25 protein-coding genes are annotated in these 26,109 nt (G+C 50.8%); 13 read left to right on the top strand and 12 right to left on the bottom strand.

Features of this window, described 5'->3' with window-relative positions; translation table 11 throughout:
• Window positions 1-49: 49 nt before the first annotated feature.
• The 4 genes from rfaQ to OGX91_RS08935 all read left to right on the top strand — a co-directional run bounded on the left by rfaQ (window position 50) and on the right by OGX91_RS08935 (window position 3,888).
• Window positions 50-1,054 (top strand): lipopolysaccharide core heptosyltransferase RfaQ, encoded by a 1,005-nt coding sequence (gene rfaQ, locus OGX91_RS08950; protein WP_233614660.1) that lies wholly within the window; start codon window positions 50-52, stop codon window positions 1,052-1,054.
• Between the two features lie 21 nt (window positions 1,055-1,075).
• On the top strand, window positions 1,076-2,200 hold the full coding sequence (locus OGX91_RS08945) for a glycosyltransferase family 4 protein (protein ID WP_199947373.1): 1,125 nt from the start codon (window positions 1,076-1,078) through the stop codon (window positions 2,198-2,200).
• Window positions 2,193-2,990: a lipopolysaccharide core heptose(I) kinase RfaP gene (rfaP, locus tag OGX91_RS08940; RefSeq protein ID WP_040231577.1), complete on the top strand. Its 798-nt coding sequence runs from the start codon at window positions 2,193-2,195 to the stop codon at window positions 2,988-2,990. Before OGX91_RS08945 ends, rfaP begins: the two co-directional genes overlap by 8 nt.
• Before the next feature lie 127 nt (window positions 2,991-3,117).
• Window positions 3,118-3,888: a glycosyltransferase family 25 protein gene (locus OGX91_RS08935; RefSeq protein ID WP_040231579.1), complete on the top strand. Its 771-nt coding sequence runs from the start codon at window positions 3,118-3,120 to the stop codon at window positions 3,886-3,888.
• Window positions 3,889-4,016: 128 nt separating this feature from the next.
• Here the strand turns inward: OGX91_RS08935 and rfaC are convergent, their stop codons facing one another.
• The 3 genes from rfaC to rfaD are packed head-to-tail and all read right to left on the bottom strand — an operon-like array spanning window position 4,017 to window position 6,971.
• Entirely contained in the window at window positions 4,017-4,976 is a 960-nt protein-coding gene (rfaC, locus tag OGX91_RS08930) for a lipopolysaccharide heptosyltransferase RfaC (protein WP_040231581.1), read from the bottom strand.
• Window positions 4,977-4,979: 3 nt separating this feature from the next.
• Window positions 4,980-6,026: an ADP-heptose--LPS heptosyltransferase RfaF gene (rfaF, locus tag OGX91_RS08925; protein ID WP_040231582.1), complete on the bottom strand. Its 1,047-nt coding sequence runs from the start codon at window positions 6,024-6,026 to the stop codon at window positions 4,980-4,982.
• Window positions 6,027-6,038: 12 nt separating this feature from the next.
• Window positions 6,039-6,971, bottom strand: a complete 933-nt coding sequence (rfaD, locus tag OGX91_RS08920) for an ADP-glyceromanno-heptose 6-epimerase (protein WP_003827312.1) — start codon at window positions 6,969-6,971, stop codon at window positions 6,039-6,041.
• A 297-nt stretch (window positions 6,972-7,268) separates the two neighbouring features.
• Here rfaD and OGX91_RS08915 point away from each other — a divergent pair, with 297 nt between their 5' ends.
• The 3 genes from OGX91_RS08915 to tdh all read left to right on the top strand — a co-directional run bounded on the left by OGX91_RS08915 (window position 7,269) and on the right by tdh (window position 10,805).
• A complete protein-coding gene (locus OGX91_RS08915) occupies window positions 7,269-8,420 on the top strand; it encodes a glycosyltransferase (RefSeq protein WP_040231583.1) in 1,152 nt (383 codons plus the stop codon).
• A 153-nt stretch (window positions 8,421-8,573) separates the two neighbouring features.
• Window positions 8,574-9,770: a glycine C-acetyltransferase gene (gene kbl / locus OGX91_RS08910; protein WP_005120460.1), complete on the top strand. Its 1,197-nt coding sequence runs from the start codon at window positions 8,574-8,576 to the stop codon at window positions 9,768-9,770.
• Window positions 9,771-9,779: 9 nt separating this feature from the next.
• Window positions 9,780-10,805 (top strand): L-threonine 3-dehydrogenase, encoded by a 1,026-nt coding sequence (gene tdh / locus OGX91_RS08905; protein WP_005120462.1) that lies wholly within the window; start codon window positions 9,780-9,782, stop codon window positions 10,803-10,805.
• Between the two features lie 67 nt (window positions 10,806-10,872).
• Here tdh and rfaY read toward each other — a convergent pair whose 3' ends face one another.
• Window positions 10,873-11,559 (bottom strand): lipopolysaccharide core heptose(II) kinase RfaY, encoded by a 687-nt coding sequence (rfaY, locus tag OGX91_RS08900; protein ID WP_005120465.1) that lies wholly within the window; start codon window positions 11,557-11,559, stop codon window positions 10,873-10,875.
• Window positions 11,560-11,806: 247 nt separating this feature from the next.
• On the opposite strand from rfaY, the gene OGX91_RS08895 reads away from it, so the two are divergent.
• Window positions 11,807-12,841 (top strand): glycosyltransferase, encoded by a 1,035-nt coding sequence (locus tag OGX91_RS08895; protein WP_286625995.1) that lies wholly within the window; start codon window positions 11,807-11,809, stop codon window positions 12,839-12,841.
• On the opposite strand, the gene OGX91_RS08890 is transcribed toward OGX91_RS08895, so the two are convergent.
• From OGX91_RS08890 to gpmM, 3 genes are read right to left on the bottom strand one after another with little or no spacing between them, the layout of a single operon-like run.
• Window positions 12,828-13,799 (bottom strand): divergent polysaccharide deacetylase family protein, encoded by a 972-nt coding sequence (locus OGX91_RS08890; protein WP_155021715.1) that lies wholly within the window; start codon window positions 13,797-13,799, stop codon window positions 12,828-12,830. The two genes, OGX91_RS08895 and OGX91_RS08890, sit on opposite strands and share 14 nt — an antisense overlap.
• A gap of 3 nt (window positions 13,800-13,802) precedes the next feature.
• Window positions 13,803-15,062, bottom strand: a complete 1,260-nt coding sequence (gene envC, locus OGX91_RS08885; RefSeq protein WP_246803261.1) for a murein hydrolase activator EnvC — start codon at window positions 15,060-15,062, stop codon at window positions 13,803-13,805.
• A gap of 33 nt (window positions 15,063-15,095) precedes the next feature.
• Window positions 15,096-16,640, bottom strand: coding sequence for a 2,3-bisphosphoglycerate-independent phosphoglycerate mutase (gene gpmM, locus OGX91_RS08880; RefSeq protein ID WP_286625992.1), 1,545 nt, complete (start codon window positions 16,638-16,640; stop codon window positions 15,096-15,098).
• Between the two features lie 249 nt (window positions 16,641-16,889).
• Between gpmM and OGX91_RS08875 the strand changes: the two genes are divergently transcribed.
• The 5 genes from OGX91_RS08875 to cysE all read left to right on the top strand — a co-directional run bounded on the left by OGX91_RS08875 (window position 16,890) and on the right by cysE (window position 20,058).
• A complete protein-coding gene (locus OGX91_RS08875; RefSeq protein WP_005120473.1) occupies window positions 16,890-17,321 on the top strand; it encodes a rhodanese-like domain-containing protein in 432 nt (143 codons plus the stop codon).
• A 51-nt stretch (window positions 17,322-17,372) separates the two neighbouring features.
• A complete protein-coding gene (gene grxC / locus OGX91_RS08870) occupies window positions 17,373-17,624 on the top strand; it encodes a glutaredoxin 3 (RefSeq protein WP_003024152.1) in 252 nt (83 codons plus the stop codon).
• A gap of 47 nt (window positions 17,625-17,671) precedes the next feature.
• Entirely contained in the window at window positions 17,672-18,139 is a 468-nt protein-coding gene (gene secB, locus OGX91_RS08865) for a protein-export chaperone SecB (RefSeq protein WP_003024155.1), read from the top strand.
• Complete coding sequence (gene gpsA / locus OGX91_RS08860; RefSeq protein WP_003024157.1) at window positions 18,139-19,158, top strand: NAD(P)H-dependent glycerol-3-phosphate dehydrogenase; 1,020 nt, start codon at window positions 18,139-18,141, stop codon at window positions 19,156-19,158. The genes secB and gpsA overlap by 1 nt, the downstream gene beginning before the upstream one ends.
• Before the next feature lie 78 nt (window positions 19,159-19,236).
• Window positions 19,237-20,058, top strand: a complete 822-nt coding sequence (gene cysE / locus OGX91_RS08855) for a serine O-acetyltransferase (protein WP_003024160.1) — start codon at window positions 19,237-19,239, stop codon at window positions 20,056-20,058.
• Between the two features lie 86 nt (window positions 20,059-20,144).
• Here the strand turns inward: cysE and trmL are convergent, their stop codons facing one another.
• From trmL to lldP, 5 genes are all read right to left on the bottom strand, one after another.
• Window positions 20,145-20,618, bottom strand: a complete 474-nt coding sequence (gene trmL, locus OGX91_RS08850) for a tRNA (uridine(34)/cytosine(34)/5-carboxymethylaminomethyluridine(34)-2'-O)-methyltransferase TrmL (RefSeq protein ID WP_155021713.1) — start codon at window positions 20,616-20,618, stop codon at window positions 20,145-20,147.
• Window positions 20,619-20,664: 46 nt separating this feature from the next.
• Complete coding sequence (locus OGX91_RS08845; protein ID WP_286625991.1) at window positions 20,665-22,005, bottom strand: MFS transporter; 1,341 nt, start codon at window positions 22,003-22,005, stop codon at window positions 20,665-20,667.
• Window positions 22,006-22,326: 321 nt separating this feature from the next.
• Window positions 22,327-23,517 carry an FMN-dependent L-lactate dehydrogenase LldD gene (gene lldD / locus OGX91_RS08840; RefSeq protein WP_149691868.1) on the bottom strand — a complete coding sequence of 397 codons (1,191 nt, stop codon included), beginning with the start codon at window positions 23,515-23,517 and terminating at the stop codon, window positions 22,327-22,329.
• Entirely contained in the window at window positions 23,514-24,290 is a 777-nt protein-coding gene (lldR, locus tag OGX91_RS08835) for a transcriptional regulator LldR (protein WP_005120480.1), read from the bottom strand. Before lldR ends, lldD begins: the two co-directional genes overlap by 4 nt.
• Window positions 24,287-25,942: an L-lactate permease gene (gene lldP / locus OGX91_RS08830; protein ID WP_005120481.1), complete on the bottom strand. Its 1,656-nt coding sequence runs from the start codon at window positions 25,940-25,942 to the stop codon at window positions 24,287-24,289. Before lldP ends, lldR begins: the two co-directional genes overlap by 4 nt.
• Window positions 25,943-26,109 lie beyond the last annotated feature (167 nt).

Raw genomic sequence — 26,109 nt, 5'->3', positions numbered from 1 at the left:
TAACAATAACCTGAAAGGGTATAGTGTGAAAAAGATCCTGGTAATAAAAATGCGCTTTCACGGCGATATGTTGCTAACCACACCGGTCATCAGCACGCTTAAAAAAAATTATCCTGATGCTGATATTGATGTTTTACTCTACGAAGACACCATTCCTATTTTATCTGAAAACCCCGATATCCATGCTTTGTATGGCATAAAAAATAAAAAGAGCTCTGCTTTTGAGAAAGCAAAAAATTTCTTAGCGCTAACCAAGGTACTACGTGGTAATCATTATGATTTAGTGGTCAATCTTACCGATCAGTGGATAGTTGCCTTACTGTGTCGTTGTTTGGATTGCCCAATAAAGTTGACACATGATTTCTCGCACAGAAATAAGAAATTCTGGCGCGACAGTTTTACTCATCACGTTCCTCTAAGTGGCGATCATTGGGTTGAACGTAATTTGTCTGTGTTGACGCCATTAAATCTAAAAGAATCAGTCCCGATACTGAAAATGGTTTATGGTGAGCAAGTCTGGCAATCTGTCCGGAAAAAACTTCCTCAGGTTGATACCCAGAAGTATGTTGTTATACAGCCTACGGCGAGACAAGAATTCAAGTCGTGGGAGAATGATAGATTCTCCCTGGTGATTGATGCGATACATCATTTGGGGTATCAGGTTGTACTGACTTCTGGACCCGGTGCCAGCGATATTGCCTGCGTCGATGAGATTGCCAGGGCATGTGAAACCAAACCTTTAACTGAAATTGCCGGGAAGACAACATTCCCTGAGCTTGCTGCATTAATTGATCATGCCGTACTTTTTATTGGTGTTGACTCTGCCCCGATGCATATTGCTGCAGCTGTTAAAACCCCCATCATTTGTCTTTTCGGCGCCACCGATCATATCGCCTGGCGACCATGGTCTGATGATGTGGTTCAATTTTGGGCTGGTGATTACCAACCAATGCCTGTGCGTGAAAAACTTGATCGAAGTAAGAAATATTTATCTGCTATACCTGCGGAAGACGTGATTGCAGCCATAGCGTCACGGTTACCTAAACTCGATTAATAAAGCATCCGGATATATAAAATGGTTATTGCTTTCTGTTTGTATAAATATTTCCCTTTTGGTGGGTTACAGCGTGATTTTTTGCGTATAGCGTCGACAGTCGCATCACGTGGATATCATGTTCGGGTTTACACGCAATCATGGCAAGGAAATATTCCAGACAGCCTGGAGATCATCATTGTTCCTGTGAGGTCATGCTCCAACAACGGGAAAAATGCTGAGTATCATCGGTGGGTAAGTAAACATCTTGAGAGTAATCCAGCAGACCGGGTCGTTGGGTTCAATAAAATGCCTGGATTAGATGTTTATTATGCTGCTGATGTCTGCTACGCAGAAAAAGTCGCGCAAGAAAAAGGTTTGCTCTATCGTCTGACACCACGATACCGGCATTATGCTGCCTTTGAGAAAGCAACATTTGCTGAGGGAAAATCAACACAGCTGTTGATGTTAACAGATAAGCAAATTGCGGATTTTCAGAAGCACTATCATACCGAGCCAGCGCGTTTCCATATTCTTCCGCCGGGGATTTATCCTGACAGAAAATATAGCTCTCAGGCAGCAAATTGTAGAGCTAGCTTCAGGAAAGAAAATGATATCAGTGGTTTCCAGTATTTAATTATACAAATCGGTTCTGATTTTACCCGTAAGGGTGTCGACAGAACTATCAGGGCGATTGCTTCCTTACCGGAAGCTGTCCGCAAACAAACGATTCTGTTTGTTGTGGGTCAGGATAAGCCTGATCGCTATATAAAGCTGGCAACAGAGTATGGTGTTGCTGACAATATCAAGTTCTTCCCTGGCCGTAATGATGTCTCAGAGTTAATGGCAGCGGCCGATCTATTGATTCATCCGGCATACCAGGAAGCCGCAGGGATCGTGCTGGTTGAAGCAATTGCAGCAGGTTTACCTGTCATAACAACGGCAGTTTGCGGATATGCTCATTATGTTAAAGATGCTGAGTGCGGCATTGTTATTGATGAACCGTTTGAACAAAAATTATTAAATGAAGCTGTTTATTTTTCTTTAACTGACTCAGAGCAGAGAAATGCCTGGAAAGAGAATGCACAACACTTTGCTGATACTCAAGACCTTTATAGTCTACCTGAGAAAGCAGCGGATATTATTATAGGTGGTGCCCATGGTTGAGTTAAAAGAACCATTTTTATCCTTGTGGAAAGGGAAAGATGCTTTTTCTGAAGTGCAGAAGCTGCAGGGAGAAACATTTAGACAGCTCGAAACGCGTAGAACGATAAGGTTTGAGATTGCAGGTAAAAGCTATTTCCTGAAATGGCACCAGGGAACTAAACTGAAGGAAGTTATCAAAAACTTGTTCTCTTTACGTTTGCCGGTACTCGGAGCTGATAGGGAATGGAATGCTATACACCGTTTGCAGGAACTGGATGTTGATACAATGCACGGTGTTGGTTTCGGGCAGCAAGGTATAAATCCGCTCAACCGTATCTCATTTATTATAACTGAAGATCTGAGCCCGGCGGTTAGCCTGGAAGACTATTGCGCAGATTGGTTGGTGAATCCACCTGCGCGAAAAATTAAAATGGCATTAATTGAGCGTCTTGCCATTATGGTCAGAAGGATGCATCAGGGAGGCGTTAATCACCGTGATTGCTATCTCTGTCACTTCTTATTGCACCAACCGGCCAATTTTGAGGATAATACGTTCAAACTGTCGGTTATTGATCTGCACCGGGCTCAGATAAGAAATGCGGTTCCTGTTCGTTGGCGCAATAAAGATCTGATTGGTTTGTACTTCTCCTCGTTAAACATCGGGTTAACGCAAAGAGACTACTTCAGATTTTTGAAGATATACTTTAAAAAAGACATTAATAAAATTATTCGTGATGAGTCCGATCTCTTTGCAACTTATGCAAAAAAAACTGATAAAATTATTAATCATACATCAAAGAATAAACTATAAATATGAAATGATAGACTTTGTATAGCTACATAGAATAGTTAATTAAGTTTATTCAGCTGGCCAGTGATTGTTAATCTTTAGTTCACGATGACGGTGCTGGCTTAATTATATTAGAGGGTTTGAACTCATGTACGTGCTGGTCATTTCGCTTCCTTTTGACGATGCCCGACGAAAACGCGTATCAGATATAATGAATGAATTAAAGATCGAGTATTCGTTCGTTGATGCTATCTATGGGAAAAATTTGTCCGCCGAAGAAAAGCGCAAGATACCGTTAACTGACTTTCAGCACAGGGAAAACCATACGCCTACTGATGGTGAACTGGGTTGCTCACTAAGCCATATGAAGGCATTTAAACAGTTTGGGCAGAGTGGACAAGATTGGGTTTGTATTCTTGAGGATGATGCAATAATCGATCAGAATTTTAAGGAATTTATATCGACAGTCGATGAAAGTGTTCTCAATAAAGATGCGTTATACCTACTTGGTGGGCAGGATGGTTTAAGGTATAAAAATAAAGTTGTCTTAAATTTGCTTAAACTCAAGAAAATTGGTGGCCAGACCTTCGGCAAAGTTATATTTGGTCATGGATATGTTTTGCGAGCCTGCGGTTATTTGATGAATTCTGTAACCGCTCAAAAACTTGTTTCCCGTTTTGAAAATAACTTTTTCATCATAGATGAATGGGCATATCTGATGCGTCAGGGTTATTTTTCTGATATATACCTGGCAAACTTTGTCCATCACCCTGAAGAGTTGTCCGGGAGCTGGTTAGAGAAAGAACGTAAAGAGATAAAGAGTCACAAGAAAAAGCAAAAATCACTTTTCAGACGTAAAATTTCATCCTCATACTGGTATGGCCGACGAATTATTCTTGGGTTATGTTGGTGGAAGTAGATGAATGCAACAATGCTTAATCGTGGATGAAAGACGATATAGTGCATAGTTTTGGTCAGCTGCAGATATGTTAAATAGCAAAGCGATTGTATAAGAACGAATTTAACATATCTGCGATACCTGAATAATTACAGCAGCGCTATGTGAGAATAAACCTGAGTGGGTTCAAGCAAAGCAAGCTTTCCTTCCGGGGCACGACATGTGACCTGATTCTTCCCGTATCCCCCAATCAACCCCGGATCCGTAGGGCCATATAGCGTAACATTCGGCCGATCCAGTGCGGCGGTCAAGTGGCTTAATCCGGTATCAACGGATACTACAAACTTAGCGCCGGCTAATATCCGGGCTACATCCCCAAGACTCATTCGCGGTAAAACGTCTACGTAATCAAATCCTTCTGCCAGTCGTCTGGCTCGCGCTTCTTCATGCGGAGCGCCCCAGGGGAGCTTAATACGTATTTCTGCGTGATTTAATAAGCCAATGAGCTCCCGCCACTTCGCTTCCGGCCAGTGCTTGTCATCACGAGTGGTGGCGTGCAGGAAGACGGCATACTGCCCTGCATCGGCATTGCGTTCATTCAGAAAATGCTGTGCAATAGCGTAATCACCCTGCGACTGGGGTTTGGTATATCCCAGACTTTTCGCGAACAGCTCACGAGTACGTTCAACAGCATGCTGTTGTTTGGCGATATGATGCTTACGGTTATAAAACAGACTCGCCAGCGGTTCGCGCGCGGTACTCCAGTCCATACCATGCTTAATGCCATGCGCCAGACGAGTGACCAGCGCGGCGCTTTTTACCAACCCCTGCGCATCGATAACCACGTCATAGTTCTGTAAACGTACCGCATCGCGAAAAGCCTTGCGCTCAGCTTTAATGGGGGCGGAAAACCAGGCTTTACGCCAGCGGCGAATCGCCACCGGGATCACACGGTCTACGGCCGGATGCCAGGAGGGGATTTGAGCAAACCCTTCTTCCACTACCCAATCAAACTGAATATCCGCAATGGCCTGCTGCGCATCTGTTAATGCGGGCAACGTATGCAGCACATCGCCCATTGACGATGTTTTAACGATCAGAACCTGCATCCGTCAGACTTCCTCTTGTAACAACAGGTTATTCAGTTCTTCCAGTACGCGCTGAGGTGTGATGTCAATCAGGCTCTGGTGATACCCTTGTGCAGCATCTCCCTTACGCACCTTATGATAGCCCGTAATCAGGCGAATCACGCGTGCTTTGTGAGAGAGTGGTGGAGTGAAATCCGGGCTGCTAGGGCCATACAGAGCGACCAGCGGACGATTTAGTGCGGCAGCCACGTGCATCAAACCGGAGTCATTGGTGACCACGGCTTTGCAGGCGGCGAGAAGAATAACGGCCTGCTCCAGCTGCGTTTCACCAGCCAGGTTCCGACACCATGCCTGCTGTTCAACGCTCAGTGCAGCCAGAATTTCATTGCCAGCTTCATGATCCTTAGCCGAGCCAAACAGGACAATCTGATGACCTTCGTCAATCAACTGCTTTGCCAGTTCTGCATAGTGGTAATGTGGCCAACGTTTCGCTGGACCAAATTCTGCACCAGGGCAGAAACCGATGACTGGACGTTCAGCCGAGAGGGAAAATTGGCTACAGGTAAGTGACTTTTCACCTTCACTGACCTGTAATTGTGGCCACAGCAGCGGCTGTGGTAAATCTTTGGCTGTGAGCATCACGCCTTTATCGTACGCTAACGCGACATAGCGCTCGACCATCAGCGGCCAGGCTTCCTTATCCAGTACACGTGCATCGTTCAGCAGACCATAGCGCATCTCGCCACGCCAGCCGGTACGATGAGGAATACCCGCGAAGAAGGGTACCAGTGCGGATTTAAACGAGTTCGGCAGGACATACGCGCGATCGTAGCGTTTATCACGCAAACTGTGGCCCAGTTTGCGGCGCTCGCCAATCTCCAGCGCGCCGTGTCCCAGCGGCATGGCGATGGCGTCGTTGACTTCAGGCATACGCGACAGCAGCGGACGGCACCATGCAGGTGCCATCACGTCGATTATCGCCTGGGGATAGCGCGCCTTGAGCGTGCGATAGAGACTTTGCGACATCATCATGTCGCCCACCCAGGACGGGCCAACCACCAGAATCCTCATTGATTGCCTGCCTTATGCGTCGCGGTTCAGCCAGGCCATATATTCCGTTACGCCTTCGGCAACGGTCTTGAACGGTTTGTCATAGCCCGCAGCGCGCAGGTTAGTCAGATCCGCCTGAGTAAATGCCTGATAGCGGCCCTTCAGTTTTTCCGGGAACGGAATGTACTCAATGCTGCCTTTTTTGTGGTATGCCAGCGTGGCATCCGCGACGGCCTGGAAAGACTCTGCGCGACCAGTACCGAGGTTAAAGATGCCAGAAACCCCGTTTTCCAGGAACCACAGGTTTACTGCTGCAACATCGCCGACATAGACGAAATCACGTTTGAAGTTTTCACTGCCTTCGAACAATTTTGGCGTTTCGCCATTGTTGAGTTGAGTATTGAGGTGGAAAGCGACGCTCGCCATGCTGCCTTTGTGACCTTCACGCGGCCCGTAGACGTTGAAATAACGGAAGCCAACGATCTGAGAATTTGCTTCTGGCAGGATCTGGCGTACATATTCGTCGAACAGGAATTTTGAGTAGCCATAGACGTTCAGCGGCTTCTCATATTCACGAGATTCGATGAAGTCAGAGGTACGACCGCCGTACGTTGCTGCAGAAGAGGCATACAGGAAAGGAATTTCACGCTCCAGACAGTAGTGCAGCAGCTCTTTGGAGTATTGATAGTTGTTGTCCATCATATACTTGCCATCCCACTCGGTCGTGGAAGAGCACGCGCCTTCGTGGAAAATTGCCTCGATATCGCCGAAATCTTCTCCAGCCATAATCTGGATCAGGAAGTCTTCCTTATCCATATAGTCAGCAATATTCAGATCCACCAGATTCACAAACTTGGTGCCGTCTTTCAGGTTGTCCACCACCAGAATATCGGTGATGCCTTTGTCATTCAGGGACTTAACGATGTTGCTGCCGATAAAGCCCGCGCCGCCGGTAACGATGATCATAAATGTAACCTTCGAATTATGGAGTCAGAGACAATCTCAGACACGAATACCTCTAATCATATCACTACATGGCTTCGGCTTCAGCAGTACGTCGCGTCATGTGGCGTGTGACATGTGTACTGATTATTGCTTCAGTCATTCTTAATTGAAATAGTTAGGGTCTGGTGGTGTATGATTCACGTCGTAAATGGATGTTCAGGCGCGCGGTGCTGGCTTTTTCGGAGCCATCAACGAATGAATAAGCAAGGTAAAGCACTGTGTTGGGGCTGACAATAGTCGTTGGAATGAAAAAAATATATGCAACTTAAGAAGATAATTATTACAGGTTATGAAACCAGTGGCCTCGGAGGTATGGAGACGGTATGTATTAATTTGGTGAGGCTGCTGCGGACGCAAGACCCTGATATTGATGTCTCTTTTGTTTTTTTTAAGAAAAATAATAATAGCAATGTCAATAATGACTGGCTCACAGGGCAGCGCTATTGTCATCTATCTTCTAATATAAAAATAACTAAATTAAGAAGACTAAGTTTTGCTTATGGTTTGCGAAAAATTATTCTTCAGGAAAGTCCAGATATAATTATTTCCCTGGATACGCTTTCATGTTACATCAGTCACGTTGCAAGAAAATATACAAGCAAGCAGGTGAAAATATTTTCATGGTTTCACTTCTCTATTTTTAACTTCTACAAAAATAATTATAAGAAAAAAATCAAGTACATTAATAAAGCTGACTATCATCTTTCAATTAGCTCAGGGATAACTCAGCAGCTCATTGAGATGGGAATAGAAAAAAGCACTATTGCAACGATTTATAATCCCGTTGCGCGATGCGATATCCGTATCCCTACCCCTGAGAAGCATGCCCGGTTTGTGTATGTAGGCAGGGTTGTGGCAGATGGACAGAAAAATGTACGCAGTCTTTTCAACGGGTTGGCTAAACTAAAAGGGAAGTGGTCCTTAGATATTATCGGCACCGGCCCGGATGTTGATACCTTAACGGCATTAGCTGAAACGTTGGGGATTAGTGGAAATATTCACTGGCATGGTTGGCAGAAATCACCATGGGAATATATTCAAAATACGCTAAAAAATATCACCTGCCTGCTGTTAACTTCTCATTTTGAAGGTTTCGTTATGGTTCTGGTTGAAGCCAGCGCTCACGGCGTTTATGCCATTAGCTCTGATTGTGAAACGGGGCCTGCAGACATTATCAAAGAAGGGATAAACGGTAATTTATACCCTACTGATGAACCGGAAAAATTTGTTTCCTTGCTACAGGGAATTGTTGATGGAAAAGCGTTGCCTGCCGGCGAACAGATTCAGCAGGCGATTGAGGAATTCTACGAAGACAACTATATCATTAAGGTTAATAAGGCCTTTGCTATGGCAGGATTTACTATAGCACCGTCATCAGTGTCTCAGGTCATTGATGACGCGACAACGTAAGCCAGGTTGTGATGCCAGGTCTGTCATTCCTGAAAGGTTATGTGGGTACACGTGATTTATGCTGCATTTTAGACAAGTCATGATGAGTCATCTCGTACAAACCAATAGCATTGGGTAATATGTGCTGAAATTTGCCCAGTCTGGAGAATTGCAATGCGTGGGAATTTTTATAAGCAGTTAACGAACGATCTGGAAACCGCACGCGCGGAAGGGTTGTTTAAAGAAGAGCGCATTATTACGTCTGCTCAGCAGGCTGATATCACCGTGGCTGACGGAAGCCATGTTATTAACTTTTGTGCTAACAACTACTTAGGGCTGGCTAACCACCCGGAACTGATTGCAGCGGCAAAAGCGGGTATGGATTCTCACGGATTTGGTATGGCCTCGGTGCGCTTTATTTGCGGCACTCAGGACACCCATAAGCAACTGGAGCAAAAACTGGCGGCGTTCCTGGGTATGGAAGATGCCATTCTTTACTCTTCTTGCTTTGACGCCAACGGCGGCCTGTTCGAAACGCTGCTGGGAGCAGAAGATGCCATTATCTCTGACGCCCTGAACCACGCCTCTATTATCGATGGCGTTCGTCTGTGCAAAGCGAAGCGTTTCCGCTACGCCAACAACGATATGCAGGAACTGGAAGCGCGTCTGAAAGAAGCGCGTGAGGCAGGCGCCCGCCATGTATTGATCGCCACCGATGGCGTGTTCTCTATGGATGGCGTCATCGCTAACCTGAGAGGCGTATGCGATCTGGCAGACAAATATGATGCGCTGGTGATGGTAGATGATTCCCACGCGGTAGGCTTTGTGGGTGAGAACGGCCGTGGCTCTCATGAGTATTGTGACGTGATGGGCCGTGTGGACATCATCACCGGCACGCTGGGCAAAGCACTCGGCGGCGCATCAGGTGGTTACACTGCGGCACGTAAAGAAGTTGTTGAGTGGCTGCGTCAACGTTCCCGTCCGTATTTGTTCTCTAATTCACTGGCTCCGGCAATTGTTGCTGCTTCCATTAAGGTGCTGGAGATGGTTGAGGCGGGTAGCGACCTGCGCGATCGTCTGTGGGCGAATGCGCGTCAATTCCGTGAGCAAATGTCCGCCGCAGGCTTCACGCTGGCAGGAGCCGATCACGCGATTATTCCGGTAATGCTGGGTGATGCGGTTGTTGCGCAGGCGTTTGCCCGCGAACTGCAAAAAGAGGGGATTTACGTAACTGGATTCTTTTATCCAGTGGTTCCAAAAGGCCAGGCGCGTATTCGTACCCAGATGTCAGCGGCACATACCCCTGAGCAGATTACGCGTGCAGTCGACGCGTTCACACGCATTGGTAAACAACTGGGCGTAATTGCCTGAGGATGTGAAATGAAAGCGTTATCCAAACTGAAAGCGGAAGAAGGCATTTGGATGACCGACGTTCCTGAACCGGAAGTCGGCCATAACGATTTGCTGATTAAAATCCGTAAAACAGCCATCTGCGGGACTGACGTTCACATTTATAACTGGGATGAATGGTCGCAAAAAACCATCCCGGTTCCAATGGTTGTAGGGCATGAATATGTCGGTGAAGTTGTTGGTATCGGCCAGGAAGTTAAAGGCTTCAAAATCGGCGATCGCGTTTCTGGTGAAGGCCATATCACTTGCGGACATTGCCGTAACTGCCGCGGTGGTCGTACTCACTTGTGCCGCAATACGACTGGTGTCGGCGTAAACCGTCCTGGCTGTTTTGCACAATATCTGGTGATCCCTGCGTTTAACGCCTTTAAAATTCCGGACAACATCTCCGACGACCTGGCGTCTATCTTCGATCCATTTGGTAACGCGGTACACACGGCGTTGTCGTTTGATCTGGTTGGCGAGGATGTGCTGGTTTCCGGTGCGGGGCCGATTGGCATTATGGCTGCCGCGGTAGCGAAGCACGTTGGTGCACGCCACGTAGTGATTACAGATGTTAATGAGTATCGTCTGGAGCTGGCACGTAAAATGGGTATTACCCGCGCAGTCAACGTCTCGAAAGAGAACCTGACCGACGTGATGGCCGAACTGGGGATGACCGAAGGATTCGATGTGGGTCTGGAAATGTCTGGTGCGCCGCCAGCGTTCCGTACCATGCTGGACACCATGAATCACGGTGGCCGTATTGCCATGCTGGGGATCCCGCCATCAGACATGTCGATAGACTGGACGAAAGTTATCTTTAAAGGTCTGTTTATTAAAGGTATCTATGGTCGCGAAATGTTTGAAACCTGGTACAAGATGGCTGCACTGATCCAGTCCGGCCTTGATCTGTCGCCGATCATCACCCATCGATTCTCTATTGATGAGTTCCAGCAGGGCTTTGATGCCATGCGTTCAGGCCAGTCCGGGAAAGTGATCCTGAGCTGGGATTGAATGCGCAGCGTGCATTCAATGTTAATTACGGCCAGATATCGCTATCTGGCCGTATAAACCATAGATTTTATTTTCCGCGGATCTTTCTGGATAACGCTCTTATATTTTCTTTAAGCAGGATGAGTTTATAAATTAACCCTCTGCCTTTAACATTAATATTATATTTTCGTTGTAACGCCAGAATGTCATTTGCCTGACAGACCTTCATATTTCCCTTACAGGACAGGTCAATAATCCTTAACTCACCCGTAGGCGTGCGAATGAAATTCCCAGGGTGAATATCATTTGATGCCAGTCCGGCCTTGTGAAGACGCAGCACGCATTGCTTTACCTCGTCAGCATTCTGCTGGTTAATTTCTCTTAAAGGATCACCTTCAATATATTCATGAATAGTATAAACATCATGGCACTGGCGAAAACGTGTTTTCTCAGCAGCATAGTAGAGATCGGCAGTACAGATGCGCATTTCCGGCGGGAGCCTGTCCAGCTTCCTGATCAGCCGGGAATAGAAAGGGCCGGAGGTAAAGTTCTGTAATTTTTTCTCAAATCGTGGATCAACTTCACGGTCGTTTTTGATGATAAATTTCTGCGAGTTGTACTCGACCAACTCCACGCTGCGTAATGCGTTACCACTGCTCAGCGGTTTGCCACTGATTTCTTTTTTGATGTATTTATTCATCAGTGACTTAAGGTCTTTTCTGGTCTCTTTGCAATAGACCGTATAACCTTTTTCGTGTGTCTTACTGATGGCCATCTTTTCCCTCAATATCAGCCTGTAGAGTACATTAATTCATAGGGATAGAGTATACAGGTTGTGTACCCCGATATGTAGACGATCTGAGCTCTCATCAACCTGCTGAACGCAGGCGTAGCAGGGCATCTTTCTCAAACCAGACACTTTCACTGCAGCGTTTCTGCCCATAAATACATTCTAACCTTAATAATTCCTTAATGAAACCGTAGTAAAAGTCATCAGTGTAATGACAAACCTGGGTTAGCTGATGAGAAACTGCACAAATATGTTGAGTGTTATTATTCCGTTGTATAACGTGGGTGATAGTTTTCGGGATTGCATGGAATCTTTGATCGCACAGACATGGACTGCGCTAGAGATCATCATTGTGAATGATGGTTCAACGGATAACTCTGTTGATATTGCACAACATTATGCGGACAACTATCCCCACGTACGGTTGTTGCATCAGGCTAACGCAGGGGCATCCGTAGCGCGTAACCGTGGCCTGGAAGCGGCCAAAGGGGATTACGTTGCATTTGTCGATGCCGATGACCTGGTTTATCCCAATATGTACGAAACCCTGATGAACATGGCAATTCAGGATGACCTGGATTTAGCACAGTGTAATTCCGACTGGTGCATTCTTGAAACGGGACAGACCTGGCAATCAATACCGACGGATCGTCTTCGGTCTACGGGGGTGTTGACCGGCCCTGACTGGTTACGTATGGCGTTGGCTTCACGCCGCTGGACACATGTGGTCTGGATGGGAATTTATCGCCGGGATGTTATTGAGAGAAATAAAATAACATTTATTCCGGGGTTACATCACCAGGATATTGTCTGGACGACGGAGTTTATGTTTAACGCTGTACGCGTGCGATATACCGAGCAATCTTTATATAAATACTTCTTACATGATCAATCAATCAGCCGTCTTAAACGACAAGGTTTAAAAAATCTCAACTACCAGCGGCATTATATTAAAATTACGCGGTTATTGGATAGGTTGAACCGTAAATATGCCGATCGGATTACTATTTATCCGGAATTTCATCAGCAAGTCACCTATGAAGCATTGCGCGTATGCCATGCAGTCCGTAAAGAACAGGATGTGCATATTCGTCAGCGCATGATCGCAGAGATTTTTGTCTCTGGTATGTATAAGCGCATGATAACTAACGTACGCAGTGCCAAAGTATTGTACCAGGCGCTGCTATGGTCATTCCGTCTATGGAAATGGCGCGATAAAACATCATCGCCTTCGCGTATTGCCCGAAAAGCGCTTAATCTGCGTTAGCGTTCATTGTGCTGGGTGAGGATGTGTTCCCCCAGCCCTGCCACTGCAGTCTCATATATTGCACCAGCGTGCTTTGTGTGATGCTTTCCTCTAGCACGCTAAAGAATCGGTTGGCGTAAACCGGCTCCAGAGGTTGTTTCGGTTTGCACAGTTTCACCCCACGGAAAGGATTACGCGGCGCATCTGGCGTACCGTTTCTCGGTGGAGTGAGGTTAGGTCTGGAGGTATCGATCTGCGGCTCATTAAGCAGGTTGCTCGGACGAACCAGCGTAATATCGGCTGGCAGGCTATACAGCATCTGCTGCAATACGCGTACCGTAGAAGGGTGGGGGTGCCCGATGGCAATCGCTGACCCGTTACGACGCGCAAGTTCGACGGCACGATTAAACTGACGGCGAATATCCGCTTCGTTTTGTGTATCGTCGAGGAAGACTTTGCGTTTGATGACCTTCACCCCGGTTCCTGCCGCCGCGCGCATGGCCTGGCTGTTGCCGATGGTCATACTGTCGAGGAAGTAGAGGTCGTAGCGCTCCAGAGCTTGCATCACCTTCTGCATGCCGAACAGGCTGGACGTCATCGCACTACCCATGTGGTTGTTCAGTCCCACTGCATACGGCACTTTGCTTACCGCGTCGCGAATAATCCGTTCAATTTCTTCGCTGCTCATCTCCGGGCGTAACGTGTCTTTCTCCAGCGGTTGCTTGCTCAGCGGAGCCATCGGCAGATGGATTAACACTTCATGTCCACTGTTATGCGCTTTAGTCGCCATTTCACGTGCATGTGGCGCGTTTGGCAGGACGGCAACAGAGACAGTGGAAGGCATTGCCAGCACCTGGTTTTCTGTTTGCGGACGATAACCGAAATCATCAATGACGATAGCAAGTTTGCCGGCGAAAACAGGTGTTGCGAATGCCAGCAGGCTGGCGAGTGAGAGCAAAGTACGACGAAACTGAGGCAAAACTTATCTTCCCAACCACGGCTGTGGATTGACCGCCTGACCCTGGCGACGAATTTCGAAATAGAGTGCCGGCCTGCCCTGACCGCCGCTGCTACCCACAAGTGCAATTGGCTGCCCGGCGCGAACCTGTGTACCCACGCTGACCAATGCGCTTTGGTTGTAACCGTACAGGCTCATATCGCCTTTACCGTGTTCAACCACGACGACCAGTCCATAGCCCTGCAGCCAGTCCGCCAGAATGACGCGACCATCGGCGATGGCTTTAACTTCGGTACCTTCGGAGGCACCAATAACCATCCCTTTCCAACGTAGCTCACCTTGCAGCTGCTCGCCATAGCGATGTAGCGTTGGACCACGAACGGGCCAGAACGCCTGGCCGCGCGGCGAACCTAAACCACCGGTACGCGACATCAGTGATTTTTCGCTTTCGGTTGGCTTGTAGGTTGAACCTTTGCGTGATGCTTCCTGCTGCTTATCACGTACGGCCTGCGCCTCACGCGCTTCACGCTCTGCGCGGGCTTTTGCGGCGGCTTCGGCGCGAGCAATGCTATTGCGCAGGCGTGATTCGTTGGCGCGCATTTCGCCCAGCTGCTGCTGACCTTGTTGAATCGACGACTCCAGACTCGCGAGCGTCTTCTGGCGTTCATTACGCGCCTGCTCCAGCTTAGCCTGCTGAGCGCGCTGTTCGTACAGCAGCGTCTGTTGTTCGCTCTGTTTATCTTCCAGCTCGGCTTTCTGCGAATCAACCTCTTCGCGGGTTTGCTTCAGCTGTGCGATAGTCTCCTGGCGCGCCTGGTTCAGATAGCCGAAATAGGCCTGCAGGCGTTGCCCGCGCTGGCTTTCTTCACCGCTAAGGATGAGCTGAATACCGGTGTGTTCACCCTGGCGAAACGCGGCGTCTAACTGGGCTGCCAGACTGCGCTCTTGCGCTGCTCGTTGCTTTTCCAGCTTCGCGAGCGCGGCGTTCATCTCTGCGATTTGCGCGTTCAGCTGTGCCAGTGAGTTTTGCGTTTCGCGCAGCTGCCTTGCGGCAACGGCGATGGCTTGTTCCTGAGCTTTAAGTTGTGCGAGGAGGGTGGCGCGTTGTTGTTGTTGTTGGCGTACCGCGCGTTCTTTTGCCGCGATATCGGCCTGAATAGATTTGAGCTGGTCGCGTTCGTCCGCGTGGGCGGAAAAGGCGCACAGCAATACGCCAGCGCTAAGCGCGCTGGCGTAGAACAAGGGCCTGACTGAAAACTTACGCGGTTTCACGGCCCGAGTGATGGTATTAATCGCCTTTCCCCTCATGGGGAGGGATTATTCCACGATGAACAGCGGCTTACCAGTCATCTCTTGCGGGATTTCCATACCCATCAGCGTCAGCATCGTCGGGGCGATATCAGAAAGTTTGCCGCCTTCGACTGCTTTGACGTTCTTACCACCGACATAAATCAGCGGAACGGGCAGGTTGGTATGTGCAGTATGTGCCTGACCGGTGGACGGATCACGCATCTGCTCTGCGTTACCGTGGTCCGCGGTGATCAGCAACTGGCCGCCAACGGACTCAACCGCTTTAGTCACCTGCTCAACGCAGTGATCCAGCGCTTCAACCGCTTTAACCGCTGCTTCCATCACCCCGGTGTGACCAACCATGTCGCCGTTCGGGTAGTTACAGATGATGGTGTCGTACTTCCCGCTCTCAATCGCAGCAACCAGTTTTTCGGTCAGTTCAGCAGAGCTCATTTCCGGCTGCAGATCGTAGGTTGCGACTTTCGGTGAGTTGATCAGAATACGGTCTTCGCCTTTGAACGGCTCTTCTACGCCGCCGTTAAAGAAAAAGGTTACGTGTGCATATTTTTCGGTTTCGGAAATACGCAACTGCGTTTTGTCGTTCTTCGCCATCCACTCGCCAAGGGTGTTGGCCAGAGATGCTGGTGGGTAAGCAACCGCAGTTTTGATGTCGGCCGCATATTCGGTCAGCATCACAAAGTTGAGGTTAACGACTTTCTTACGGGCGAAGCCGTCGAAGTCAGCGTTAACAAACGCACGGGTGATTTCACGCGCACGGTCAGCACGGAAGTTCATGAAAATCAGCGTATCGCCGTCTTCCATGGCGGCTTCAGCCTGGCCTTCAGCACGGATCACGGTGGCTTTAACGAATTCGTCGTTTTCGTCACGGGCATAAGCGGCCTGCAGACCTTCAACCGCCGTAGCGAACTGGAACTCGCCTTTTGCCAGCGTCATCAGGTCATAAGCCTGTTCCACGCGATCCCAACGGTTGTCGCGGTCCATGGCGTAGTAACGGCCGATGATGGACGCCACGCGGCCTTTGCCCAGCGCGGCAAATTTCTCTTCGAATTTCTGCAGTGAATGTTCAGCGCTGCGCGGCGGGGTATCACGGCCATCAAGGAAAGCGTGCAGATAGATTTTCTCAGCACCGCGTTCAGCGGCCATTTCTACCATCGCCATGATGTGATCTTCGTGGCTGTGAACGCCGCCAGCAGAGAGCAGACCCATGATGTGTACCGCTTTGCCGCTATTTTTTGCCTGGTCGACCGCATCGGTCAGCACCGGGTTAGCGAAGAAAGTACGTTCTTTGATTTCAACGTCCAGACGGGTCAGGTCCTGATACACGATGCGGCCCGCGCCCAGGTTGACGTGACCCACTTCGGAGTTGCCCATCTGGCGATCGGGCAGGCCGACTTCCAGACCGGACGCATCAATCAGGGTATGCGGACGTTTTGCCCACAGCACATCCATTACCGGGGTTTTAGCACTAAAAATGGCGTTATCCTGGCTGTCTTCGCGATAGCCGTAGCCATCCAGAATCACCAGTACCATAGGTTTTTTAGAAACCGACATTGCGACAACCTCACACTCAAGAGATAAAAAATAATTGCGTAATTTTACTACAGCTGAATCGATAAAGTAGCCCCCGAAGATCAAATAATGGGGGATCGCGTGCCAGGGGGAACACCGATTTACATTTTTTTTTCCGTAGCGCCCCGCAAAAATGCAATCCAATGCACGCTCTGGCTGTATTTGCGCCAACGCGCAGGTATACTCCTTTCCTGGTTTTTTTAATCACTGAGTCGGGAGTTGTTACCCCCCATGCAAGAAATTATGCAATTTGTTAGTCGCCACCCTGTCTTGAGTATCGCCTGGATTGCGTTACTGGCGGCTGTATTATTTACCACGTTTAAGAGCCTGACCTCAAAAGTGAAGGTGATTACGCGCGGCGAAGCTACACGTCTCATCAATAAAGAAGACGCCGTTATCGTCGATTTACGTCAGCGCGACGACTTCCGCAAAGGCCATATCGCAGGCTCCACTAACCTGCTGCCGAGCGAAATCAAAGCCAACAACTTTGGTGAGCTGGAAAAACACAAAAACAAACCTGTTATTGTGGTTGATGGCTCTGGTATGCAGTGCCAGGATTCAGCAACTGCGCTGATTAAAGCCGGTTTTGAGCAGGTATCTGTACTGAAAGACGGCGTAGCGGGCTGGAGTGGTGAGAATCTGCCACTGGTTCGCGGCAAGTAATTTACCCGTCGTCTTTTATCCTGCAGGGCAAAAGAACACTGGAGATAAGTCATGGCCAATATTGAGATCTATACCAAAGCAACCTGCCCGTTTTGCCATCGCGCAAAAGCGCTGTTGAACAGCAAGGGCGTGAGTTTCCAGGAACTTCCGATTGACGGCGATGCCGTGAAGCGTGAAGAGATGATCAAACGCAGTGGCCGTACAACGGTTCCGCAGATTTTTATTGATGCACAGCACATTGGTGGTTGTGACGACTTGTATGCGTTGGATGCGCGTGGTGGACTGGATCCCCTGCTGCGTTAAGGCGTACGGATAGTATTTAAAGGACAACACTAAAGGGTTTTCTCAACATGTCAGAACAAAATAACACTGAAATGGCTTTCCAGATCCAACGTATTTATACCAAGGATGTGTCTTTCGAAGCGCCAAATGCACCGCATGTTTTCCAGAAAGATTGGCAGCCAGAGGTTAAACTTGATCTTGATACCGCATCTACCCAACTGGCAGATGACGTGTATGAAGTAGTGCTGCGTGTCACCGTAACGGCTTCTCTGGGTGAAGAAACTGCGTTCCTGTGCGAAGTTCAGCAGGGCGGTATTTTCTCCATCAGTGGTATCGAAGGGACTCAGATGGCGCATTGCCTTGGCGCATACTGCCCGAACATTCTGTTCCCGTATGCCCGCGAATGCATCACCAGCCTGGTTTCACGCGGTACATTCCCGCAACTGAACCTTGCGCCGGTCAACTTTGATGCGCTGTTCATGAACTATTTACAGCAGCAGGCTGGCGAAGGTACTGAAGAACATCAGGATGCCTGATGAACCAAAGTAATGCTTCAATGACTGTGATTGGTGCCGGCTCGTACGGCACCGCTCTTGCCATCACCCTGGCAAGAAATGGCCATCAGGTTGTCCTGTGGGGCCATGATCCGAAACATATCGCGACCCTTGAGCACGATCGCTGCAACGTCGCATTCCTCCCTGATGTGCCTTTTCCCGAAACGCTGCGCCTGGAAAGTGATTTAGCCACTGCGCTGGCCGCCAGTCGTAATATTCTGGTGGTGGTACCGAGCCACGTCTTTGGCGAAGTGCTGCGTAACATCAAACCGCTGATGCGTCCTGACGCGCGGCTGGTCTGGGCGACAAAAGGTCTGGAAGCGGAAACGGGGCGTCTGCTGCAGGACGTCGCGCGCGAAGCGCTGGGTGATTCTATCCCGCTGGCGGTTATCTCCGGTCCGACGTTCGCCAAAGAGCTGGCGGCGGGCATGCCGACGGCGATTTCTCTGGCCTCGACGGACGACGCCTTTGCTGACGATCTCCAGCAGTTGCTGCACTGCGGCAAAAGCTTCCGCGTCTACAGCAACCCGGATTTCATTGGCGTGCAGCTTGGCGGCGCGGTGAAAAACGTCATTGCGATTGGCGCGGGGATGTCTGACGGCATCGGCTTCGGCGCGAATGCGCGAACCGCATTGATCACTCGCGGACTGACCGAAATGTCTCGCCTTGGCGCGGCGCTGGGTGCCGATCCTGCCACCTTTATGGGGATGGCGGGTTTAGGCGATCTGGTGCTGACCTGTACCGACAACCAGTCGCGTAACCGTCGTTTTGGCATGATGCTCGGCCAGGGTATGGACGTGCAGGGTGCGCAGGACAAGATTGGCCAGGTGGTTGAAGGCTACCGCAATACGAAAGAAGTTCGTGAATTGGCGCACCGTTTTGGTGTCGAGATGCCAATAACCGAGGAAATTTATCAAGTATTGTATTGCGGAAAAAATGCGCGCGAGGCAGCATTGACGTTATTAGGTCGTGCGCGCAAGGACGAGCGAAGCAGCCACTAGCCGTAAGGAACCGTTTCAATCTAACGACCCGACCCGCGTAGAACGGGTTGGTCGTTTTGCTACCTTCTGGAGTACGCAATGCCGTGTGAAGAACTGGATATCGTCTGGAAAAACATTAAAGCGGAAGCCCGGGCACTGGCGGAATGTGAGCCAATGCTGGCCAGTTTTTACCACGCAACGCTGCTCAAGCATGAAAACCTCGGCAGTGCGCTGAGCTATATGCTGGCGAATAAACTCGCTTCTCCGATCATGCCTGCTATTGCGATTCGCGAAGTCGTGGAAGAGGCCTACGCGGCCGATCCTGAAATGATTGCCTCGGCGGCTTGCGATATTCAGGCGGTACGCACGCGTGACCCGGCCGTCGATAAATATTCCACCCCACTTCTTTATCTGAAGGGCTTTCACGCGCTTCAGGCCTACCGCATCGGCCACTGGCTATGGCATCAGGGGCGTCAGGCATTGGCGATCTTCCTGCAAAATCAGGTCTCTGTTACCTTCCAGGTGGACATCCATCCGGCGGCAAAAATTGGTCGCGGTATTATGCTCGACCACGCTACAGGTATTGTAGTGGGCGAAACGGCGGTAATTGAAAACGACGTCTCTATTCTGCAATCCGTCACGCTTGGCGGGACCGGTAAAGCAGGCGGCGACCGTCATCCGAAAATTCGTGAAGGCGTGATGATTGGCGCGGGAGCAAAAATTCTCGGCAACATTGAAGTCGGGCGTGGCGCGAAAATTGGCGCAGGTTCCGTCGTTTTACAGCCGGTACCCCCGCATACAACCGCCGCAGGCGTTCCGGCGCGCATCGTCGGCAAGCCTGACAGCGATAAGCCATCTATGGATATGGATCAGCATTTCAACGGGATACATCATACTTTCGAATACGGCGATGGCATCTGATTTCGAGCTATGCCCGGTGGCGCAGTGCTTACCGGGCCTACAAACCCCGTAGGTCGGATAAGGCGTCAGCCGCCATCCGACAAAAATCAACTACGCAATACCGCGCCAGGATAACCTAGCTGGCGCCAGGCCTCATACACCACTACTGACACCGCGTTAGACAGGTTCATGCTGCGGCTGTCCGGCATCATCGGAATACGAATTTTTTGTTCGGCAGGCAACGCGTCGAGAATGCTGGCAGGCAGACCGCGTGTTTCCGGGCCAAACATCAGATAATCCCCGTCCTGATAGCTTACCGCGCTATGCGCTGGCGTACCTTTGGTGGTCAGGGCAAACAGACGTTGCGGATTTTCTGCGGCGACGAAGCTGGCGTAATCAGGGTGGCGCAGCACGGCGGTAAACTCATGGTAATCCAGCCCCGCGCGACGCAGGCGCTTGTCGTCCCAGGTAAAGCCCATTGGCTCAACAATATGCAGACGAAAGCCGGTGTTGGCGCAAAGACGGATAATATTGCCGGTATTTGGCGGGATTTCTGGTTCGAATAAAACGATGTTAAGCATACTGCCCCCTTGATAACGGGGGGCAGAATAGCAGAAAGAGCGGGTACTATGCGACGGTCAGCGCGTGCGGTTTATAGCGTTGCAGTTTGTAAATCGTTGCGGCAGCCGCAACCAGCGCCGGAAGGCTGAGGAACATTAATATACTGTCTGCCTGCCATTGCAGGGAAAGCAACTGGGCGCTCATCATCGTTCCGGCTACGCCACCGAAGCGGCCCACGCCCTGCATCCAGGCAATGCCCGTTGCGCGGCAGTGGGTTGGATAAAACGTGGCGGCCAGCGTCTGCAGCCCGGACTGCGCGCCGTTCATGGTAATCCCCATCAGGAAGATCAGTGCGCCGAACAGGATGATATGGTTATGTTCAAACCCGAGAGCGAGGGCAAACAGCATCGTCAGAATAAAGCCGAGTGACACCACTTTATGTGCTTCCCAGCGATCCATTAACCAACCGGCCAGCAGGATCCCCGCAGTACCGCCGAAGGTAAACAGTGACGTCAGCCAGGCGGATTCAGCCAGCGGATAGCCCATTCCCAGCATCAGCGTAGGCATCCAGCTGAGCAGTACGTAATAGATAACCAACCCCATAAAGTAGGTCATCCACAGCATCAGCGTGCCCGGCAGCCAGGGCATACTGAATAGCTGTGCCACGCTGCCTTTTTTGACCGCCACCCGATCTTCTTCCAGATAAAACTGGGTAACCTGTTCCAGACTTCCCGATATAAAGCGTTGAGCAATGCGTTTAACCTGTGCAACCCCTTTACCCCGATGAACCAGATACTTAACCGACTCCGGCAGGAACAGCACCAACAGTACGGTGAGGGCCAGCGGGGCGATCGCGCCGGCCAGCAGTACGCTATGCCAGCCGTAGTTGGGAATGAGCCAGGAGGAGATAACTCCGCCACCCGCAGCACCAAGAGGGAAGCCGCAGTACATGGTGTTAATGGCCATTGAACGGCAGCGTTTAGGGGCAAATTCTGAGACCAGGGTGATGGCATTGGGCATTGCTGCGCCAAGACCCAGCCCGGTGAGAAAGCGCCAAAATGTGAGCATATTCAGCGTCTCGGCATACGCTGTACCCAGACTGGCGAGGCCAAAGAACAGACAGGAAAAGACCAGCACGCGTTTACGGCCCATACGATCGGAAATCGGTCCCGCCAGCAGGGCGCCAAATGAGAGGCCCAGTAGCGCGGCGCTTAACACCGGTCCAAGATCCTGCTTTTTGATGCCCCAGTCGGCTGAGAGCGTGGGCGCAATATAGCCCATCGCCGCCGTATCGAAGCCGTCAATGGCCAGGACCAGAAATCCCAGGACGATTATTACCCAATGAAAGCGTGAAAAAGGACTGTCATCTATCGCCTGCTGGATATTCACTTTTCCGGAATAAGCCATGTCACCCTCGCCCGTTATGATGGTTGTTATCTACCCGTCATACTTCAAGCTGCATGTGCGTTGGCTTTACTCGCTCACCCCAGTCACGTACTTATGTACGCTCCTGAGATTCGCTGCGTCGCCGCCTTCCTGCAGCTCGAATTATTTAGGGTACATGTATAAAATGCTGTTGTATTAGCTTGTATATACATTTGGCAGGTGGAAAAATAATTGTCAAATATATTGGTTGTAAATGTTAACCAATCGTTATTTTTCGAATAAAAAATGGTCGGGCTGAAAACAGGCCGACCATTGAGAAAAAGGGGGTTTACGGGGGGATTGTTACGCTGCGCTACCCTGGACCAGAGGAGCCAATGCGGCAGGCAGGCTCTTGCCCAGTTCCTGTACCAGCGAGTCGCGGTTGATTTCGCTAATGGTTTTCGCACCGGTCAGTGTCATCGCCACCTTCATCTCTTTCTCGATCAGGTTCAGCAGATTCGCCACACCGGCCTGACCGTGGGTTGCCAGCGCGTACAGATAAGCACGGCCCAGCAGCACGCTATCCGCACCCAGTGCAATCATGCGCACCACGTCCAGGCCGTTGCGGATCCCGCTGTCGGCCAGAATCGCAATATCGCCTTTTACCGCGTCGGCAATGGCGGGCAGCGCGCGGGCGGAAGAAAGCACGCCATCTAACTGGCGCCCACCGTGGTTTGACACCACAATCCCGTCGGCGCCAAAGCGCACGGCGTCTCGGGCATCTTCTGGATCGAGGATCCCTTTGATCACCATCGGACCATCCCAGAATTCACGGATCCACTCGAGGTCTTTCCAGGAAATAGACGGATCGAAGTTATTCGCCAGCCAACCGATGTAATCCTCAAGGCCGGTGGGTTTGCCAAGATAGGTCGAGATATTGCCTAAATCATGCGGCCGACCGTTCAGACCAACGTCCCATGCCCATTGTGGATGGGTGACGGCCTGCCAGTAGCGACGCAGTGCCGCATTTGGACCACTCATACCGGAATGGGCATCACGGTAGCGGGCGCCTGGCGTGGGCATATCGACAGTAAAGACCAGCGTGGAGCAGCCTGCCGCTTTGGCACGCTCCAGGGCGTTACGCATAAAGCCGCGATCGCGCAGGACATACAGCTGGAACCACATTGGACGCTTGATGGTCGGGGCGACTTCTTCAATTGGGCAGACGGATACCGTCGAAAGCGTAAACGGAATGCCTTTAGCATCAGCGGCGGCGGCGGCCTGAACTTCGCCCCGGCGTGCATACATGCCGCATAAACCGACAGGCGCGAGGGCCACCGGCATCGACAGTTTTTCGTTAAACAGGGTGGTTTCCAGACTGAGATCTGACATGTTCTTCAGCACGCGCTGGCGGAGTGCCACCTCTGATAAATCTTCCACGTTACGGCGCAGGGTATGCTCCGCGTACGCGCCACCGTCAATGTAGTGGAACAGGAAAGGGGGCAGAATGCGCTGGGCTGCGGCGCGATAATCGCTGGCTGCTGAAATAATCATGTGTTGTTCTCCCTGCTAATTTCATTATGGTCACCGGGCAGACGGGTGATACGCGCCTGGCGGGCCTGGTCTTCATCAAAGCGTTTAATGGTGGTATGGACAAAACTGAGGTGCGCCATCATCGCCTTCCGCGCGCCATCGGCGTCTCCGGAGACAATCGCGTCCAGCACAGCAAGGTGTTGTTCTGTGAGCTGTGAAAACACCGGTGGCACCAGGTACATACGCTGGCGACTCTGTTTTACCGAAGACTGCAATACGTCGAAGAAACCACGCATGGTCTGTAGCAGCACCACGTTGTGTGAGGCTTCAGCGATGGCAAGGTGAAAGCGAACGTCTGCTTGTGAAGCGAGATCCGGATCTTCACTTTGTGTGGCCTCGAAACAGAGCCTGATTTTCTCTTTGTCGGCGGCTGTGGCGCGCATGGCGGCGTGCCAGGCAGTGCTGGCCTCAATGGCGTGGCGGGCTTCGAGAATATCGAAGCTGTAATCAGGGTCGTCCGCCATCAGACTTTTCAGTGGCTGAACAATGTTTTGTTCGGACCACGCTTCATGCTGCCAGCGGATAAACGTCCCGCCGCCACGACGGCTAATCAGCACACCTTCACTTACCAGCTTGGCTAACGCCTCGCGCAGTGAGTTACGGGATACGCCGAGCTGTACGGCCAGCTGGCGCTCGGCGGGCAATTTCATGCCCGCCTCCAGCTGTTGTTCTTCAATCAGCGCCCGCACACGAGATGCGACCTCGTCTGACAGGCGTCTGGGCATCACAATCATGGAATCATCCAGGTTAAGACATAGGCCTGCAGCGTGGTAATCACACCGACCATACAGGTGAAAATCAGGCTGTGTTTCACGGTAAAGCGGAACAGGTCAGATTCTTTACCCACCAGCCCCACGGCCGCACAGGCGATGGCGATTGACTGCGGGGAGATCATCTTACCGGTCACGCCGCCGGTGGTATTCGCCGCAACCAGCAGGACATCGGAGACGCCAATCTGCTGAGCTGCCGTTGCCTGCAGGGCTGCGAACAGTGCGTTTGATGAGGTGTCTGAACCGGTCAGGAATACCCCCAGCCAGCCGAGGAACGGCGAGAAGAAGGTAAAGGCGTTACCGGTGTGCGCCAGAGCCAATGCCAGGGTTGATGAAAGACCGGAGTAGTTAGAGATAAACGCGAATGCCAGCACCATTCCGATGGAATAGATGGGCAGCGCCAGCTCTTTTAGCGTGCTGCCAAAGGTTTGCAGAGCGGCAGACGGCTTCATTTTCAGCCAGACGATAGACAGCAGCGCGGCAAACAGAATGGCGGTACCGGTTGCCGAGAACCAGTCGAACTTGTACACCGCCGCGTAGGCTGTGGCTTCGTGTACCACCGGCGGCATGCGGGCTACCAGTTTGTCGAGGAACGGAACCGGAATATTGACCACCCAGTGGTACATCGCGCCGCCAGGGGCAAACAGCGCTTTAAACGGCGGGATGCTCCACAGCGTGACCGTTGCCGTCAGGAACAGGAATGGCGACCAGGCGCGGACCACCTGTCCAACGGTATAACGGGTGCGAGCCAGCGTCTGATCGACCTGGGAAGCGCCCATGTCGCCAAAGCGGAAGATGCGCACCGGCTGCCAGCGTTTCAGGAACAGCGTCAGGCAGACCAGAGAAACCAGAGAAGAGATGATGTCCGGCAGTTCCGGCCCGATAAAGTTAGAGCTGAGGTACTGCGCGATAGCAAACGAGCCGCCAGCGACCATCACCGCAGGCCAGGTCTCTTTCACGCCGCGCCAGCCGTCCATAATCGCCATGATCCAGAACAGTACGATAATCGTCAGGAACGGCAACTGGCGGCCCACCATCTGGCCGATTTCAAAACTGTCCAGCCCGGTGACCTGACCGGCAACCAGAATCGGAATGCCCATTGCCCCAAAAGCGACTGGCGCGGTGTTTACGATCAGGCACAAACCTGCTGCATACAGCGGGTTAAAGCCGAGGCCAACCAGCAGCGCAGCGGTAATCGCGACGGGCGCACCAAAACCAGCGGCACCTTCCAGAAACGCCCCAAAACAGAAGCCCACGATGATCATTTGCAGACGCTGGTCAGGGGTGATGGAGAGAATCGACGAACGGATAATGTCGAACTGCCCGGTCTTGACCGAGATTTTATAGACGAATACCGCCGCAATAATGATCCAGGCAATCGGCCACAGACCATAGAAGAAACCGTACACCACGGATGCCAGCGCGTGATCGACCGGCATTTTGTAGAACAATAAGGCGACCGACAGGGCAATGACCACCGTCCACGATGCCGCAATATAGCCTTTCAGCTTGAGCTTAATCAGCGCGAAGAAAAAGAACAGAATAGGTAGCGAGGCAATCAGGCTTGAAAGCCAGATGTTACCGGCCGGGTCGTAGTTTTGTTGCCAGAGATTCATTGCAGGTCTCCTGGGGGCCGCTGACATAATGCAATGAGTCTGTGCTCATCTCTTCGTCACACTATGTGTAAAAGTGGCCCTGCCAATATTGTTGTGTAGGGGTAATGACAATGAATGGTTAATCAAATGTTATTTATTGGCAACGGTATTGTACGCACATTTTAATG

It is taken from the genome of Citrobacter sp. Cpa228 (genome assembly GCF_030333085.1).
Lineage (GTDB): Bacteria > Pseudomonadota > Gammaproteobacteria > Enterobacterales > Enterobacteriaceae > Citrobacter > Citrobacter pasteurii.
The sequence above is the reverse complement of the archived record's forward strand: the minus strand, read 5'-3'. Positions and strand labels throughout refer to the sequence as shown.

Coding starts and splice junctions, on each gene's coding strand:
- rfaQ (WP_233614660.1), top strand. CDS start 50: ATGCGCTTTCACGGCGATATGTTGCTAACCACACCGGTCATCAGCACG.
- OGX91_RS08945 (WP_199947373.1), top strand. CDS start 1,076: ATGGTTATTGCTTTCTGTTTGTATAAATATTTCCCTTTTGGTGGGTTA.
- rfaP (WP_040231577.1), top strand. CDS start 2,193: ATGGTTGAGTTAAAAGAACCATTTTTATCCTTGTGGAAAGGGAAAGAT.
- OGX91_RS08935 (WP_040231579.1), top strand. CDS start 3,118: ATGTACGTGCTGGTCATTTCGCTTCCTTTTGACGATGCCCGACGAAAA.
- rfaC (WP_040231581.1), bottom strand. CDS start 4,976: ATGCAGGTTCTGATCGTTAAAACATCGTCAATGGGCGATGTGCTGCAT.
- rfaF (WP_040231582.1), bottom strand. CDS start 6,026: ATGAGGATTCTGGTGGTTGGCCCGTCCTGGGTGGGCGACATGATGATG.
- rfaD (WP_003827312.1), bottom strand. CDS start 6,971: ATGATCATCGTTACCGGCGGCGCGGGCTTTATCGGCAGCAACATCGTT.
- OGX91_RS08915 (WP_040231583.1), top strand. CDS start 7,269: ATGCAACTTAAGAAGATAATTATTACAGGTTATGAAACCAGTGGCCTC.
- kbl (WP_005120460.1), top strand. CDS start 8,574: ATGCGTGGGAATTTTTATAAGCAGTTAACGAACGATCTGGAAACCGCA.
- tdh (WP_005120462.1), top strand. CDS start 9,780: ATGAAAGCGTTATCCAAACTGAAAGCGGAAGAAGGCATTTGGATGACC.
- rfaY (WP_005120465.1), bottom strand. CDS start 11,559: ATGGCCATCAGTAAGACACACGAAAAAGGTTATACGGTCTATTGCAAA.
- OGX91_RS08895 (WP_286625995.1), top strand. CDS start 11,807: ATGAGAAACTGCACAAATATGTTGAGTGTTATTATTCCGTTGTATAAC.
- gpmM (WP_286625992.1), bottom strand. CDS start 16,640: ATGTCGGTTTCTAAAAAACCTATGGTACTGGTGATTCTGGATGGCTAC.
- OGX91_RS08875 (WP_005120473.1), top strand. CDS start 16,890: ATGCAAGAAATTATGCAATTTGTTAGTCGCCACCCTGTCTTGAGTATC.
- grxC (WP_003024152.1), top strand. CDS start 17,373: ATGGCCAATATTGAGATCTATACCAAAGCAACCTGCCCGTTTTGCCAT.
- secB (WP_003024155.1), top strand. CDS start 17,672: ATGTCAGAACAAAATAACACTGAAATGGCTTTCCAGATCCAACGTATT.
- gpsA (WP_003024157.1), top strand. CDS start 18,139: ATGAACCAAAGTAATGCTTCAATGACTGTGATTGGTGCCGGCTCGTAC.
- cysE (WP_003024160.1), top strand. CDS start 19,237: ATGCCGTGTGAAGAACTGGATATCGTCTGGAAAAACATTAAAGCGGAA.
- trmL (WP_155021713.1), bottom strand. CDS start 20,618: ATGCTTAACATCGTTTTATTCGAACCAGAAATCCCGCCAAATACCGGC.
- OGX91_RS08845 (WP_286625991.1), bottom strand. CDS start 22,005: ATGGCTTATTCCGGAAAAGTGAATATCCAGCAGGCGATAGATGACAGT.
- lldD (WP_149691868.1), bottom strand. CDS start 23,517: ATGATTATTTCAGCAGCCAGCGATTATCGCGCCGCAGCCCAGCGCATT.
- lldR (WP_005120480.1), bottom strand. CDS start 24,290: ATGATTGTGATGCCCAGACGCCTGTCAGACGAGGTCGCATCTCGTGTG.
- lldP (WP_005120481.1), bottom strand. CDS start 25,942: ATGAATCTCTGGCAACAAAACTACGACCCGGCCGGTAACATCTGGCTT.